This is a genomic window from bacterium (assembly GCA_020444065.1).
Lineage (GTDB): Bacteria > Sumerlaeota > Sumerlaeia > SLMS01 > JAHLLQ01 > JAHLLQ01.
The window spans coordinates 1-16450 of sequence record JAHLLQ010000002.1; the positions used below are offsets into that span (position 1 = coordinate 1).

Annotated in this window: 10 protein-coding genes; 4 read left to right on the forward strand and 6 right to left on the reverse strand. The window is 60.8% G+C overall.

Annotation, left to right across the window (positions count from 1 at the left end):
• Positions 1 to 865 (reverse strand): TIR domain-containing protein (locus KQI84_04625; protein MCB2154147.1); only part of this gene is annotated, 865 nt, incomplete at its 3' end.
• A 210-nt stretch (positions 866 to 1075) separates the two neighbouring features.
• Entirely contained in the window at positions 1076 to 4798 is a 3723-nt protein-coding gene (locus KQI84_04630) for a vitamin B12-dependent ribonucleotide reductase (GenBank protein ID MCB2154148.1), read from the reverse strand.
• 694 nt (positions 4799 to 5492) lie between these two features.
• Between KQI84_04630 and KQI84_04635 the strand changes: the two genes are divergently transcribed.
• The 4 genes from KQI84_04635 to ftsY all read left to right on the forward strand — a co-directional run bounded on the left by KQI84_04635 (position 5493) and on the right by ftsY (position 10153).
• A complete protein-coding gene (locus KQI84_04635) occupies positions 5493 to 6803 on the forward strand; it encodes a DUF58 domain-containing protein (protein ID MCB2154149.1) in 1311 nt (436 codons plus the stop codon).
• A complete protein-coding gene (locus tag KQI84_04640; protein ID MCB2154150.1) occupies positions 6778 to 8007 on the forward strand; it encodes a hypothetical protein in 1230 nt (409 codons plus the stop codon). The genes KQI84_04635 and KQI84_04640 overlap by 26 nt, the downstream gene beginning before the upstream one ends.
• Entirely contained in the window at positions 8004 to 8774 is a 771-nt protein-coding gene (locus KQI84_04645; GenBank protein ID MCB2154151.1) for a site-specific DNA-methyltransferase, read from the forward strand. Before KQI84_04640 ends, KQI84_04645 begins: the two co-directional genes overlap by 4 nt.
• A gap of 362 nt (positions 8775 to 9136) precedes the next feature.
• Positions 9137 to 10153: a signal recognition particle-docking protein FtsY gene (gene ftsY / locus KQI84_04650; protein ID MCB2154152.1), complete on the forward strand. Its 1017-nt coding sequence runs from the start codon at positions 9137 to 9139 to the stop codon at positions 10151 to 10153.
• A gap of 55 nt (positions 10154 to 10208) precedes the next feature.
• On the opposite strand, the gene KQI84_04655 is transcribed toward ftsY, so the two are convergent.
• The 4 genes from KQI84_04655 to KQI84_04670 form a co-directional block, all read right to left on the reverse strand.
• Positions 10209 to 12341, reverse strand: a complete 2133-nt coding sequence (locus tag KQI84_04655; GenBank protein MCB2154153.1) for a serine hydrolase — start codon at positions 12339 to 12341, stop codon at positions 10209 to 10211.
• Between the two features lie 145 nt (positions 12342 to 12486).
• The gene (gene clpB / locus KQI84_04660; GenBank protein MCB2154154.1) at positions 12487 to 15108 is read right to left on the reverse strand and encodes an ATP-dependent chaperone ClpB; all 2622 of its coding nucleotides are present in this window, start codon (positions 15106 to 15108) and stop codon (positions 12487 to 12489) included.
• A gap of 179 nt (positions 15109 to 15287) precedes the next feature.
• Positions 15288 to 15683: an Hsp20/alpha crystallin family protein gene (locus tag KQI84_04665; protein MCB2154155.1), complete on the reverse strand. Its 396-nt coding sequence runs from the start codon at positions 15681 to 15683 to the stop codon at positions 15288 to 15290.
• Positions 15684 to 15742: 59 nt separating this feature from the next.
• A complete protein-coding gene (locus KQI84_04670; protein MCB2154156.1) occupies positions 15743 to 16207 on the reverse strand; it encodes an Hsp20/alpha crystallin family protein in 465 nt (154 codons plus the stop codon).
• Between the last annotated feature and the right edge of the window lie 243 nt (positions 16208 to 16450).

Consider the following 16450-nt stretch of genomic DNA (forward strand, 5'->3'; position numbering starts at 1 on the left):
GTTCCGTGTGGCCTTCCATGACGCGGAGGCAGCGGCCCGAGTCGACATCCCAAAGGCGGATGGTGTTGTCAACGGAGCCGGAAATGGCGCGGCGTCCATCAGGGCTCCACGAGACGCTCCCGACGCGTTCCGTGTGGCCTTCCATGACGCGGAGGCAGCGGCCCGAGTCGACATCCCAAAGGCGGATGGTGTTGTCAACGGAGCCGGAAATGGCGCGGCGTCCATCAGGGCTCCACGAGACGCTCCCGACGCGTTCCGTGTGGCCTTCCATGACGCGGAGGCAGCGGCCCGAGTCGACATCCCAAAGGCGGATGGTGTTGTCAACGGAGCCGGAAATGGCGCGGCGTCCATCAGGGCTCCACGAGACGCTCCAGACGGGTTCCGTGTGCCCCAGAGATCGCAATTCGACAGCGGGCTCATCTTCGATCGATGCACCCCACGCGCCCCGTCCAGCCGATGGCGGGCGGCAGGCATTGGCGAGGCGCATGTATTCCTCTTCGCGGTTCGCACTGCGCCAATCAGCATACAGAAATTGCCCCAATGACCCCTTGATCGGCGCATCGTCGAGTCGTAGCGGGATGAATCGCCGTTCCTTGTTCAGTGGATCACGGAAGCGAAACGTATAGGATTCTAATCGAGCCCAATCCGACCCAAACGCGTTGGCCGACATACAGAATATCAGAACCCGCGAATGCTCCAGCCCATGCTCGATCTTGGATGGAATGCTATCCGCCAGACCGATCTCCCATTCGTCAAACCACACACTCAAGCCATCATCCCGAAGGCGCTCTGCCAGGGGGCGAACGATTGATTTGTCCTGTGAGCTGTGGCTGATGAAGACGTCGTACTGGAAAGCATCCGACATGGCGTTTCATTCCTCCAACCTGACGAACTGCAGACGAGTGGTTGAAGGAAAGAATGTATCTGCAATTCGGCGGTGTAAATCGGAAACACTCGCCAGTCGGATGCGCCCGCCAGGCTGAATACAAAAACCCCGGCGCAAGGCCTGTCTTCCTTCCGCCGGGGTTTGGTGAAGTGGAGTCGGCGAGAAACCTCTATCGGAGCGGAATTCTCGTCAACTGCACCCCGTTGTCCCACCGCAGGTGTCGCACTTGAGACAGGTACCGTTACGCACGAGAGTGAACGAGTAGCAGTTCGGGCACGGGTCGCCTTCGTAGCCTTTCAGCCGGGCGATACGTACTTGCTCCTCGCGGGTGATGGTCGCTGTGGCAGTAGCAGGTGCAGGTGCAGGAGCTGGAGCCGGAGCAAGGCGCGGGGACGGTGCGACAGTATCCGCGGCCGCGGCACCCGAAGAGCTGCCGGAACCGGAACCAGAACCGGAGCGGGAAACGGGCGTCTCGGAGCTTGCGGCCGTCTTTACCTCGGGCGGGAACGGGAGCATGTGTTCGCTACGGGGTGGACGGTGCCGCTGGCCGCGGAGTTTTTGGGACTCCCGCGCGTCGACGATCCGTTCGCTCACTACTTCCTCGTCGTCGTATTCCGCCGCTTCGTTCTGCAGCGCATCGTGCCGCAGCTCTTCCGGCGAAACATGGGCGAGGTCGTAGCGATTCAGATAGCTGATCGCCAACTCGCGGAAAATGTAGTCGATGATTGATGTGGAGCGTTTGATGTACGGATTTCCCCGCACCGATCCACTCGGTTCGAATCGCGTGAACACAAACGCGTTCACGAATTTCTCCAGCGGCACACCGTGCTGCAGACCCAGCGACACGGCGATGGCGAAGCAGTTCATCAGCGAGCGGAACGCCGCGCCTTCCTTGTGCATGTCGATGAAGATCTCGCCCAGCGTCCCGTCTTCGTACTCGCCGGTGCGCAAGTACACCTTATGCGGGCCGATGGTGGCCTTCTGCGTATAGCCGCTGCGTCTCAGAGGCATGCGCCGGCGTCGCGACAGGTAGCGATGCACAACGCGTTCGGCAATCTTCGGAATCTCGACTGTCCGAACCGCCTCTTCGATTTCTTCTTCATCGTCCAGGTCTTCCATCAGATCGGAAACCGAGCTCAAAGGTTGGCTCAGCTTCGAGCCGTCGCGATAGAGCGCGTTGGCTTTAAGCATCAGCTTCCACGACATCATGTACGCGTCGCCGATGTCTTCGACCAGCGCATCGTTCGGCATGTTGATCGTCTTGCTGATCGCGCCGCTGATGAACGGCTGGGCCGCGGCCATCATTCGAATGTGCGACGGGTAATCCAGGAAGCGCTTGCCGTACTTGCCGCACTTGTTCGCGCAGTCGAACACGGCCAGATGCTCTTCCTTCAGATCCGGCGCGCCTTCGATCGTCATCCGGCCGCAGACGTAATCGTTTGCTTCGTCGATCTCTTCGCGCGTGAAGCCCAACGCCTCGAGCATGTTGAAGGACCAATCGTTCAACTGCTCGTCGGTGAAGCCCAGGTGGTGGCGGCAATTCTCTTCGCCGAGCGTCCACTTGTTGAAAATGAAGCCCAACTCGAACGCGCTCGCCGCCTGCTTCTCCACCGCATCGATCATCTCGGCGGTGAAGCCCTTCTCGCGCAGCGCCGCCGGGTTGACATGCGGCGCGCCTTCCAGCGTCAACGTTCCACGCGCGTAATCGATGATGCGCTTGGCCTGCTCCTCCGAGTAGCCCAGCCGCGTCAGCGCGCGGGGCACGCTCTGGTTGATGATCTTGAAGTAGCCGCCGCCGGCCAGCTTCTTGAACTTCACCAGCGCGAAGTCCGGCTCGATGCCGGTCGTATCGCAATCCATCAGCAGACCGATCGTTCCGGTTGGTGCGATCACCGTCGTCTGCGCATTGCGATAGCCGTGCTCTTCGCCGAGCCGCAGCGCCTCATCCCAAGCCTTGCGAGCCGAATCCAGCAGGTCCGCGGGGCAATACTCCGGATCGATCGCCATCGGCTTGATCGTGAGGCCTTCGTAGTCCGCTGCCGGCGCGCTGTGCGCGGCGCGACGATGGTTGCGAATCACGCGCAACATCGCATCGCGATTCTTCTCGTAGCCCGGGAACGTCCCCATTTCGCCGGCCATCTCGGCGCTGGCGGCATACGAAACGCCCGTCATCAGCGCCGTCACCGCGCCGCAGATCGCCGTGGCCTCGGGGCTGTTGTACGGAATGCCCAGCACCATCAGCAGCGTGCCGAGGTTCGCGTAGCCCAGGCCGAGCGTGCGGAACTCGTAGCTCAACTCCGCGATGCGCTTGCTCGGGAACTGCGCCATCAGCACGCTGATCTCCAGCGTGATCGTCCAGATTCGGCAGGCATGACGGAAGTCCTCGATGCGGAAACGTCCCGTTTTCTCATCGATGAATTTCATCAGGTTCAGCGACGCGAGGTTGCACGCCGTGTCGTCCAGGAACATGTATTCGCTGCACGGGTTGCTGGCGTTGATCCGGCCGCTGTTCGGGCACGTGTGCCATTCGTTGATCGTCGTGTCGTACTGCAGGCCCGGATCCGCGCAACTCCACGCCGCGTAGGCAATCTGCTGCCACAATTCGCGCGCCTTCAGCGTCTTGCGGGGCTCGCCCTTCACGCGCTCGACCAGGTTCCAATCGCTGTCGCTGTCGACGGCCTGCAGGAACGCATTCGTCACGCGCACCGAGTTGTTCGAGTTCTGGCCGCTGACCGTGTAGTACGCTTCGCTGTTCCAGTCGGTATCGTATTCGTCGAATTCGATGCCCTTATAGCCCTGGCGGGCCAGTTGGATCACGCGCTGGATGTAATTCTGGGGAACGCCCGCGCGAGCCGCTTCGCGCGCCGCCTTCTTCAGACGCTGGTTCGCGCGCGGATCGAAACGATTGCCGTTCAGGCTCGCATCGCCCGGCTCGTGGCAAGACGTCATGATTTCGTTCAGGTGCTTGCGGCACAGCTTCGACCCCAGGACCAGCGCGGCCACCTTCTGCTCCTCGTGAACCTTCCAGTTCACGAACTGCTCGATGTCCGGATGATCGACGTCGAGAACGACCATCTTTGCCGCGCGCCGCGTCGTGCCGCCGCTCTTGATGGCGCCGGCTGCGCGGTCGCCGATTTTCAGGAAACTCATCAGGCCGCTGGACTTGCCGCCGCCGGAGAGCGCCTCGCCCTCGGCGCGCAGCTTCGAGAAGTTACTTCCCGTGCCGCTGCCGTACTTGAAGACGCGCGCCTCGCGCGTCCACAGATCCATAATGCCGCCTTCGTTCACCAGATCGTCGGAAACGGACTGGATGAAGCATGCGTGCGGCTGAGGCCGTTCGTAGGCCGACTTGCTGCGCATGGACTTGCTGGACTTCGGATCGACGTAGTGATGTCCCTGCGCCGGTCCTGTGATGCCGTAGGCCCAGTGCAGGCCCGTGTTGAACCACTGCGGGCTGTTCGGAGCCGCCATCTGCTTCGCCAGCATGTGGCAGTTCTCATCGTAGTACGCGCGGGCATCTTCTTCGGTGTCGAAGTAGCCGTGCTTCCAGCCCCAATACGTCCAGCAGCCCGCCAGACGGTGGAACACGGCGCGAGTGTCGTTCTCGCCAGCCGTGTGCTGGTTGGCGGGCAGGTCCGCCAGGCGCTTGTCGTCCGGCACGTGGCGCTGCAGCCAGGTCGGGACGTCCTTCTCCGAGACGGGCCGCGTCGCCACCGGGACGCCCGCCTTGCGGAAGTACTTCTGCGCCATGATATCTACGGCGATCTGGCTCCAGTGCTCCGGGACCTGAACGTCCTTGGCCTCGAACACCACCGAACCGTCCGGATTGACGATTCGGGAGGAGGCCGACTTGAACGGGATACCGGCATAGGGATCCTGACCGGTCCTCGTGAATCGGCGACTGATTTTCATTGTGTTACCCCCGAGAAAGCTCTTCTATCGGTGGCCGGACTTTTGCGCAGTTCCGGCAAAAGGCTCGCGGTAGAGTTTCCCGCCAGCCTGACTTTTCGCGAATGTTGCCCAAAAGTTGGGAAAAACTCGCGAGCAAGAGACACGTTTCCCCAAGGGGCATATAAAGACGGCCCCACCTGTGAAAAACTCTGTGGAAAACGTGTCGATAACGTGTGGATACACGGTGAGTATCTTGTGGCAACGAAGCACTATTGCTAGTGCCAAGCGCGAATCTGCCTACCAGATGTTGTGTCGGTCAAGGTAAAAACCAAGGCCGTTTCTTTTTCCCCAGGCGCATCTCCGAAGCCTTGAATCCAGCCGATTTGGGTGTCTGATCCTCAGCCGAATAATGAGGGACGCAGGGCCACAAACGGAGCCTATTTCTCAACATGGAATGCTGATAGTAAACACTTTATCGTCTGAATCGTGAGTTTTTGCTAGTTTTTCCCCTCTTTTGACTATTTCCGGAATTTGTCCACACCCGCCAAAATCGCGGATCATTGACATTGGTGGGGTTGGGCGAATCTCGGATTCGATCGAGCAGCACCGGCCGAACGGGCCGGCAGATTCCTATCGGGCGATTTATGCCCGTGGCCTCATTCTTTCCATCCATTCCATTGCGCCAACCGGCCTTTCCCCCCCAGAATTCCCCGCCATGACCGACTCCCGCACGCTGCGCTTCATGACGCCCCGGAACCTTCTGCTGCTGGCCTTTTCTTTTGGTCTGTACACGGGGATCGTCCTGCGGAATCCCCAGCTCCTCTTTGTGGGGATCGTGGCGGGACTGGTGCTCGGGCGCAGCGTCTGGCAGGCGGCCACACTGCTGCGCTCGGTTCGCGTTACGCGGCGCCACACGCCCCGGGCCTTCGAGGGCCAATTCGTCCCCGTTGAGCTGGACGTCGAAAGCGGAGGCACCGTTCCGCAGTCGCTCGTTCTGGTGGAGGATCACTTCACACCTGGCGCCGCGCGCGTGCCCCACCTGATCGAGCGCCCTCTCGTCGGCGACTTCCGCGTGACCATCCACTATTGGGGCGAGTGCGTTCATCACCGCGATCTGTACGTCGTCGGCCCGGTGCGTCTGATCGCCTGGGACGATCTGGGCCTGTTCCGCCGGACGGTCACGCTCGAAGAATTCACCGAACTGCTCGTCTATCCGACCGCCGTGGACCTGCGAATGACCGAGGTGCTGGGGGAGGGAACGCTCCGCCACGTGGGTGTTGAGACGATGCCGCGCGCCGGCCAGAGCGAGGAATTCATCGGCCTGCGGGAGTACCGCATCGGCGACTCTCCCAGCGCGATCCACTGGCGCTCGACGGCTCGAACCGGAAATTTGATGGTGAAGGAGTTCCAGGAGGAGCGCAGCACGCAGGTGACCTTCTTCCTCGATCTGGGCCGCATGGGTCTGACTGGCCTTGGAGACCAGACATCAGTGGAGTACGGCATCAAGGCCACCGCCAGCCTGGCCAAGCGCGCCATTGAGAAGACGCATGCCGTCCAGGTCTTCGCTATCGGCGAGAAGACCGAGCACATCCCGCCCGGCAGCGGCACGCGTCACCTGATCGTGGTGCTGGATCGGCTGGCCTTCCTGCGTTCCTCCGGAGAAGCGGATTTCGCTGGATCCGTGCGCCGGTATCTTCCGTTTGTCGCGCCGGGCGGCACGGCGGTTCTTGTGCTCGGTGCCACCACGATTGATCCCAATGCCGTGGCGCCGCTGATCGCGGCGATGCGCCAGCGCAAAATCCTCCCGCTGATCGTGCTCATCGACGATCGAGCGTTCGTAAAGATTTACCAGGAGCAGGAAACCCGTCACCTCGAGGCCATGAGCATGGAGGAGACGGTAGAGTTCCTCACGTTACTTGGGGCCCGCGTCCATGTTGTGACGAAGGCCCGAACCCTCGAGCAGGCGCTCGTCCAGGGACTTGACAGGAGTTACTTCGGCAATGATGCGGAGTTGGTCGGATTCTGACGCCGAGGCGCCGACTGGCGTTCTCGGAGCGGAACAATGGGACATCGTGCGGCTGGTCGCCACCGGCGCGGCGGGTGTGCTGTCCTTGTTTGCGGCCTTCTGGGCGCGCGGTGGGGAAGGGCTGCTTTTCGCCTGCATCTGGAGCGCATTGCTCGTCCTCGCGTTGTACCTCAGCCGATTGTTCGCCCCCGTTCTGTTCGAGATCTTCGCGCAGATGCACTACAAGGAACGTTTCGCCATGTTCCTGGCGCACGTTGGCGCGATGTTGATCCCCGTGCTGTTCGGAATCAAAGGCGTGGATCACGCGTGCGCCGCTTTGCTGGTATTCACCGGATTGCTGGCGATCGGCCCGGTGCAGAGCGGCCGCGTTTACGCAACGAGCGGCCTCCTCGTCACCCTTGGCATTCTCTCCCCGCCCCTTCCGCCTTTTGCCATCACGGCAGTCTGGATTCTCGCGTTACTCATTGCCTTCCGCGCGGAGTACCTCCACTCGCGCCTCGACGAACATGGCACCGGGCCGGGCGCACCGGCGCGAGATGTTGCCCGCGAATCCATTGTGGCGATCTTGATCCCGTGGGTCATTGGGCTCGCATCATGGGGAGTCCTCGCCTGGGCATTGCGCGGCAAGACCCGGGAGCTCGTCTTCAAAGGGTCCCCGCGCCAGGGCGTGTCGCCCATCGGACCGGTGAGCTACTCCGATGTCTACTGGGACGCGATCATGATGGTGATCCTAATCATCGCAACTCTTGGAACGATCGCATGGATCGACCGCAAGTTGCGTTCGCGGCGGCGCGGCAGCCAGGAATTCGGCGAGGGCGAGTTGAAGGCTTTCGAACGCCGTTCCGCGCGCATTCCCGAGGACGATGAAGAAGTCGAGCTTGAGGAATCCAGCGATGCCCGGGGCCGCGTCCTGGCGGCGTTCCGGCGCTTTGCGACATCGATGGGGCGCGCTGGTTGGGGGCGTGACGACGGCGAGACGGTGCGCGTGTACTTCACCCGCCTTGCCCAGCGCCTCCTTGCCGGAGAGGATACCGTGCCCCAACTCGATCCGCTCTTTTCCCGTGCCTGCTATTCATCCCTGGACGTGTCGGATGAAGAAGCGGCAGAGTTCCTTCGCGATATCGAGTCTCTTGAGCCGCGCCTGCACGAGGTCCTCGAGCGCGAGAAGGCCCGCCAGCGAGTCGAAGAGGCCGAAGAAGAATGAGCGACTTCCAGATCGAGCATTCTGACGCCCTTGCCGCCGCTGCCGAGCACCAGCCGGGCAGCTTCACAATGATCTACCTCGATCCGCCCTTCTTCACCGGTAAGAAATGGAAGGGCAAGGAGGCTGGCGACTTCGCCGACACTTGGCGGCGAGACATCGGCAGCTACGTCGATTACCTGGGCGAACGAATCGCCGCCATGAAGCCTCTCCTCAACGACCGAGGATCCTTGTTCCTCCATCTCGACTGGCGCGCCGTGCATTACATGAAGGTGCGTTGCGACGAGATCTTTGGCGCAAAGCGCTTCATCAACGAAATCATCTGGTCCTATCGCTCCGGCGGTGGGACAAAGAATCGGTACGGGCGAAAGCACGATACCATCCTCTGGTACGCGGCCGGTCGACATCCCCTCTTCAACGACGACGAAGCGCGCGTGCCGTACGACGCCGTGATTGCAAAGAAGCGCGCCCACCTCTTCGATGACCGCGGAAAGGTCAGCGGCGACGTGCTCGACATCAATCGTCCGCCGAATCACGCCAAGGAATGGACCGGCTGGCCGACGCAGAAGCCGCTGGCTCTGCTGGAGTGGCTGGTCAAGGTCCACACCCGGCCGGGCGACCTTGTCGGAGACTTCTTCTGCGGCAGTGGCACCACGCTGCTCGCCGCCATCCGCCATGGCCGCCGCGCCTGGGGCTGCGACGCCTCGGCCGACGCCGTGGAAATCGCCCGCGGGCGGCTGATGGCCGAATCCGACGAATCCTCTCATTGAACCTCGAATCCTCGGGAACGTAATGTGCAAGCCCGCTTGCCGGGAAGCCAGTCATTCCGACCACAAGAGAGGTCCCCTTGAGCGAGGAAAAACGCAAAAAACCGGGCTTTTTCAGCCGCTTATTCGACCTGAAGCACGTCGAAGCCCCTGAGGAGGAGACCGAAGGCGTCGTCTCCGCCGCAGAGGCGCCCGTGGATCAGGAAGCGCCGGTGGGTGAGACACTGCAACCCATCGAGGTGCCGGAGGCCGAGTCCGCGGAGGAAGTCCCGGAGGAGACCGCTGAGCCCGAGAAGCGCGGCGTGTTCGGTCGCTGGTTTGGTCGGAAGGAGGCTCCGGCAGAGGCCCCCGAGGCCGAAGAGTCTATCGCCAAAGAGCCGGAGGCACCCGAGGAGCCGGCGGAGGAAGAAGTCCCCGCCGCCGCTGCGTCCGAGGAAAAAGCCTCCTGGTTCAAGCGCCTCTCCAGCCGCCTCGGCAAGACGCGCAAGGGCCTCTATGATCGCGTCCGCAGTGTCGTCGGCCTTTCCGGCAAGCTGGATGAAGAAACGATCGAAGAGATCGAAGCGATTCTGATCCAGAGCGACGTTGCCGTCGAAACAACTCAGAAGATCATCGATCGCATGCGGGCCGCCATGCGGTCGCGCGACAAGGAGGGTTCGAAGGAATCCACCGTCATTCTCGATGTTTTCAAAGAAGCCATTCAGGATCTGATCATCTCCGGCTCGACCGGTTTTGAACCGAAGCGCCCGGAGGAAGGTCCCTACGTCGTGATGATCGTTGGCGTGAACGGTGTTGGAAAAACGACGACGATTGCGAAGATGGCAAAGCGCTGCACCGACGTCGGTCTGAAGACGATGCTTGTTGCCGGCGACACCTTCCGTGCTGCTGCCGTCGAGCAACTCGAAGAATGGGCACGGCGCATTGGTTGCGAATTCGTGAAGGCCGCTCCGAACAGCGACGCCGCGGCACTGTGTTTCGATGCGATGAACAAAGCAAAAACGCGGGAGATGGACGTCGTCTTCATCGACACCGCCGGGCGCCTGCACACGAAGTCGACCCTGATGGCCGAACTCGGCAAGATCGATCGCGTGATCGACAAGCAACTCCCCGGCGCGCCGCACGAGACGTTGCTGGTAATCGATGCAACCACAGGACAGAACGTGATTCAGCAGGTGAAGACCTTCAAGGCCGCCGTCGATATCAGTGGCCTGGTCATGACAAAGCTCGATGGCACGGCAAAGGGCGGCATCCTGATCACACTGCTTGATATGTTTAAGATCCCCGTCACGCTGATCGGCGTCGGCGAGCAGGCCGAAGACCTTCGCGATTTCGATCCCGAGCAGTTCGCGCACGCGCTGTTCGCGGATGAGCCCACAAAATGAAATGGGTGACTGAGCAAACGCCACTCAGTCACCCAATATTCCTCATCACTAGCCACTACTCCTCGTCTTTGTCCTTCTCTTTCCTCTCCGCTGTAAACACGCCGTTCGGTTGAATGAACGTGACTTCCGTCGCAGAGCCTTCTTCGGGGAGCGTGAACTTCACGCTGAAGCCCGTTGCTTCTTCGATACTGAACTCGTTGTTCTCGATCGGTTGCAGGACGTACTCGGGCTGTCCGGGCACATACAGAGTGATGTGATCGTTCTTCAGCGAAACAGTGAACGTTTGTCCCGCCAGTTCATACTCGCCCGTCAGTCGCTTCAGGTAATCCGGATCGGACATGCTACTGTCCGCCTGCTTCTCGAATTGGATGGCCGAGACCATCGGCTCGAGTTCCGCCGCCAGCCCTGAGACGCTGCCGCGGACGCTGGTTCGGAACTGCACCTTCAGTCCTTCCGGAATCAACTCGTCGGGCACTTCCGCGACCTGGAACACATCGTAGTGCCAGTGCTCCAGCGGCATCGTCATGCCATTCATGATCATCTGCAGGGCGCCGTCCTTCTCGTCGATCTCGATCGTCCCGTAGCCCGGGTGCATGTATTCCCCGGCGTATTCCGTCATCGAATGCGAGGGGTCTGTATCCGGAACCCGGAACTCGTCTTTGCGCTCCTCGGCTTCCTTCACGATGTCCTTAAACTTCTCGCGATTCTTCAGCGCTTCCTTCAGCCATTTCTTCGATTCGATCTTCAGCACGCAGTCGGCGATCTCGCGCGACAGCAATTCCGGTAGCGGATCGGCGTTCTTGTTCGATAGAGCAACGATGCCGAGATCGTCGTTCGGATAGAACGTGACGAGTGCCGAGAAGCCATCGATGTTTCCGCCGTGCGACACGCGATAGTGCCCTGCGTACGTGTCAGTGAACCAGCCCATCGCGTAGGAGCTCGGAGATGCCCACGATTCCTGTGGAGCCCCAGAAATAACCATCTGCTGCGAGATGAGTTCACTGAACTCAGTCACGGGGAGGATCGTCTCATCATTGAATTTGCCTGACCCAAGCAAGACTCTCAGCCAATTCGCCATCTCGACGACATTCGAATTGATCGATCCGGCCGGTCCCATCACGTCGATCGGACGATAGGCCACGGACTTCAGTTCATCGTCATCTTCGATGTATGGCGTTGCGTGATTATCGCGCGCCTGCGTTTCCTTGACCGAGAAATTCGTCGCCTTCATCCCAAGCGGATCGAGCACGCGTTCACGGACGGCCTCTTCCCACGTCTGCCCCGTAACCTGCTCGATCACGTAGCCGGCAGTCATGAACATCAGGTTGTTATACTGCCACACTTCACGCAGTTCCTTGTTCGGCTCCAGGAAGCGCAGCCGACGCACCATCTCTTTGCGCGGGATGTCCTGCTTGTTGTACCACATCAGATCGTGGCGAGGCAGGCCGCTGCGATGCGTCAGCAAATCGCGCGGCGTGATGTGCGCCGTCGCGTATTCGTCGTACAACTTGAATCCAGGGATGTACTGGGCAACAGGCGCATCCCAGTCGACATCGCCATCGTCCACGAGTGTCGCCATCGTGAAAGCCGTGAAGGCCTTCGTCGAGGAACCGATCGGGAAGAGTGTCTCTTCCGTCACCGGCAACTCGCCATCGATGTCTCGCAGGCCATAGCCCTTCGCGATGATCAGTTCTCCATCGACGACGACACCGATTCCGATTCCCGGAGCATTGAAATCTTCCAGCGCCTGGGTCACGACATCGTCGAAGCCATCGAGGGCTTCCTGTGCCTTGGCAACTCTGTTCTCGCCCTTCGTCAGCGAGAACGGAAACGTCTGCCCGCCCTGCGTGAAATCGCCGGACATCGATTCGCCATTCTCAGCGATTTTGCCTTCAAACGTCGGATCGCCGGGAACGCCTTCGATTGAGAAAACGGCTTTTCCATCATCGAAGGAGATATTCGCCAGGGGAAGATCCTTGGCGTTCTGAGCCGGGATATCGATCGTCCCCGTCCAGGCATCGTCCTCGTACTCAAAATCCAGCATGGACTTGAGTTCCATCCCGGGCACTTCGACGGCGCCCTCCCAATGGCCTGCGAGCGCCGGCGCATCGTCTTGGGCCTGAGCCGCCGTCGCGACCAACAGAAAAACCCCAATCCCCAATGTCAGCATAAGGACTTGTCGAACCATAGTCGATTCTCCACACAGAAAGCGTTGGACTGCATCATCCTAACTTCTACGGAGGAGATCGGGATTTCTTCATTGGAATCAAACGATACGCCGCGCTGAGTGATTGCTCAGCGCGGCGCCCCTGCTCGTCTGCCCTTTTCTGAAACTACGGCCGTCGGACTTCGGGCGGAGCATCGATCTGGATGTCCAGTTCACCGGCTGGAGCATCCACCCGCAACGTCGCGCCATCGGCCACCTGGCCCGCGATCAGGGCCCGGCCGATCCGCGTCTCGAGTTCGCGCTGCAGGTAACGCCGCAGCGGTCGGGCGCCGTAGACCGGATCGTAACCGGCCTCCGCGATGAACGCGCGAGCCGTTTCCGTCAGTTCCAGCCCGATGCGGCGATCGGCGAGACGTTTCCGCAACTCGGCAACCATCAGATCGACAATGCGCTCGATTTCGCTCAGGAGCAGTGGCTTGAAGAGCACCACGTCATCCACACGGTTCAGGAACTCCGGACGGAAGTTCGCCCGCAGGTCGCGCATGACGGCATCGCGCGCCCCTTCCTTGATCTCGCCGTTCTCCGTGATGCCATCCATCAGGTGCGTCGCACCGATGTTGCTTGTCATGATCACGACGGTGTTCTTGAAGTTCACCACGCGTCCCTGGCTGTCGGTCAGACGCCCGTCGTCGAGAATCTGTAGCAACACGTTGAACACATCGTGGTGTGCCTTCTCGATCTCATCGAACAGAATCACCGAGTAGGGTTTGCGGCGAATGGCCTCCGTCAACTGACCGCCTTCTTCGTAGCCGACATACCCCGGAGGCGCACCGATCAGCCGCGCCACGGCGTGCTTCTCCATATACTCCGACATGTCGATGCGGACCATGTTGTCTTCCGTATCGAACAGCGCTTCGGCCAGCGTCTTCGCAAGTTCCGTCTTCCCCACGCCGGTCGGGCCGAGGAAGATGAAGCTGCCAATCGGACGGCGTGGGTCCTTGATACCGGCGCGTGCACGAATCACCGCGTCGCACACAAGTTGCACGGCTTCATCCTGGCCGACGACGCGTTCGTGCAAAACGCTATCGAGCTTCAGCAATTTCTCGCGTTCACCCTCGACCAGGCGCGTTACGGGAATGCCCGTCCAGCGACTGATGGTCTCGGCGATTTCCTCTTCCGTGACCTCTTCGCGCAGTAATGCTGCGCCATCGTGGGTCCGATCAAGTTGCTCCTCCTCTTCGTGGAGTTGCGCCTCCAGTTTCGGGAGTTCGCCGTGCTGCAATTCGGCCGCGCGATTGAGATCGTAAGCGCGTTCGGCTTTCTCGATCTCGATCCGCACGTTCTCAATCTTCTCGCGCAGAGCCTGCACTTTCTGGATTGCCTGCTTCTCGACCTCATACTGCGAGCGCAGCGCGTCCGCCTGGCCGCGAACGTCCTGCAGTTCCTTCTGCAGCGCCTTCAGGCGTTCCTTGCTCGCCTTGTCCTTTTCCTTCCTGAGCGCTGCCTCTTCGATTTCCAACTGCATCACGCGACGTGAAGCAGCATCCAACTCTGCCGGCATCGAATCGATTTCCGTGCGGATCATGGCGCATGCTTCATCGACCAGGTCGATCGCCTTATCCGGCAGGAATCGATCGGTGATGTAGCGATGGCTCAGCGTTGACGCGGCGACGATCGCGTTATCCTGAATGCGCACGCCGTGGTGTACCTCGAAGCGCTCGCGCAGGCCGCGCAGAATCGAGATGGTATCTTCGACCGTCGGCTGTTCCACCAGCACCGGCTGGAAGCGTCGCTCCAGGGCCGCATCCTTCTCGATATGCTTGCGATATTCGTCGAGCGTCGTTGCGCCGATGCAGTGCAATTCGCCGCGAGCCAACATCGGCTTCAGCATGTTGCCGGCATCCATCGAGCCCTCGGCCTTGCCCGCGCCGACGATCGTGTGCAACTCGTCGATGAAGAGCAGGATTCGCCCGTCGCTTTCCTTCACTTCATTCAGGACGGCCTTCAGGCGCTCTTCAAACTCGCCGCGGAACTTTGCACCGGCAACCAGCGCGCCCATGTCGAGCGAGAATACCGTCTTGTCCTTCAGGCCTTCCGGAACATCGCCGCGTACGATGCGATGCGCCAGTCCTTCGACGATCGCCGTCTTGCCGACGCCGGGCTCTCCGATCAGCACCGGATTGTTCTTCGTCTTTCGCGACAGAATGCGCACGACGCGACGGATCTCCGCATCGCGACCGATCACTGGATCGAGCTTCCCGTCGCGGGCGGCTTTCACCAGGTCGCGCCCGTAACGATCCAGCGCCTCGTACGTCGCTTCGGGGTTGGCGCTTTGGACGCGCTGGCTTCCGCGGACGTCGGTCAACGCTGAAAGGAACCGATCGCGAGTCGCACCAAACTGGCCGAGCAGCTTTCCGGCCTTGTCGTCGTCCATCAGGCCCATAAGCAGGTGCTCGACGGAGACGTATTCGTCCTTCAGCCGCTTGGCTTCCTTTTCGGCCGACAACAGAACCTTTGATAGACGCTGCGTAATGCGAATGCTGCTCGGGTCCATCCCCGGACCGCTAACGCGCGGCCGCGTATCAAGCACGCCTTCCGTGGCGTTCAGCAATCCATCCCGCTGGACATCCATCCGAGCCAGAAGCCGCGGCACCAGACCTTCTTCCTGCCCCATCAGCGCCAGCAGCAGATGCTCGCAATCCACCTCTTGATGGCCGCGTTCCACGGCCAGGCTCTGCGCGGCTGCCAACGCCTCCTGCGATTTCTGGGTCAGCTTGTTAATGTCCATCGGATCCCCCCTGAAGGTCTATTATCCGCAATGCAGAGCCGTACTCGTACTCTCACTCAGCGCAGCGGTACTCGAACTCGTATCTCCAGGCTCAGCAAGAGCGCGGTTTTCAGCGTGCCATCCCAGGGCGTCGCGATGCTCGGTCCTGGGATGGCGGTTCTCGAATTGGGCCATTCTCCCTACGCCACCGTGACCGCAATTTGCTTCGGCTTGGCCTTCTCGGCCTTCGGCAGCGCGATCGTCAGCACGCCGTTCTTCAGCGAGGCGTTGATCTTCTCCTGGTCGATCTGCTCGCCCAACTGGAACTGGCGATAGAAGTTCTGCAGCGTGTACTCGCGGAAGCGCGGCTCGCCTTCGAGCGCATGCTTGCTGCGACCCTCGAGCGTCAGAATGCCGTCGTCCACGTGGACGTTCACGTCTTCCTTCGCAACGCCGGGCATGTCTGCCACGACCACCAGTTCGTGTTCCGTTTCGTAGATATCAACCGGCGGGACCAGGTAGCGACCCCTTTCACGGGTTTCTGCCGTTTCCGCTTCAACACTCTGCCGGGTTTCGGGAATCGTCTTCTCAGCCATCTTTCTATACCTCCATGTCGTCGTTTGCGAGTCGTTGGTTGTCGTTCGAGCGGTTTGCATCAGGTCACGCTGACCGCGATCTTCTTCGGCTTGGCCTCTTCCGCCTTCGGCAGCGTCACCAGCAGCAGGCCGTTCTTGTACTCCGCCTTCGCGGAGTTCTGATTCACTGCGGCGGGCAACTCGATCGTCCGGACAAATCGACCGGCGGAGCGCTCGCTCCGGTGATAGGATTCGGACTGCACCTTCTCGCCCAAGCCCGGCTTCTCGCCGGAGATCGTCAGTTGATCGCCGACCACCGAAATCTCGAGCGATTCCGGGTCAAGCCCCGGCGCCAGCGCTTCGATAACGATCGCGTCGGCATTCTCGTCCAGGTTCACCAGCGGGTAACCCCGCGCGGCGCGTCCGGGCAGGAACGCGAACCGCGGCATCGACTTTCCTGCGCGCGGCAGTCCCGAATCTTCGAACACGCGGTCCAGTTCACGGCGAAGGACATCGAGCCCTTCAAAAGCATCCCACATTCTCATGATCGTACCTCCTATGGAAATCATCGTGAGTTGTCATTTTCTCGCCTCCGGGATTTCTCCCTTTCGGCGCCCTATCTAATTACAGGGTTTGTGCCACTCTCGGACATTGCCGGGCCAGGCCTCTAAGTCTTTTGGAATCAATCGTGTAAACTTGATTGCACAATGCGAGAACCGCCTCAGACGCATCTTCGCGACGTCCACTGCGACGCCTTGCGACGTTGCGCCGCTCCAATTCGCCTGGTC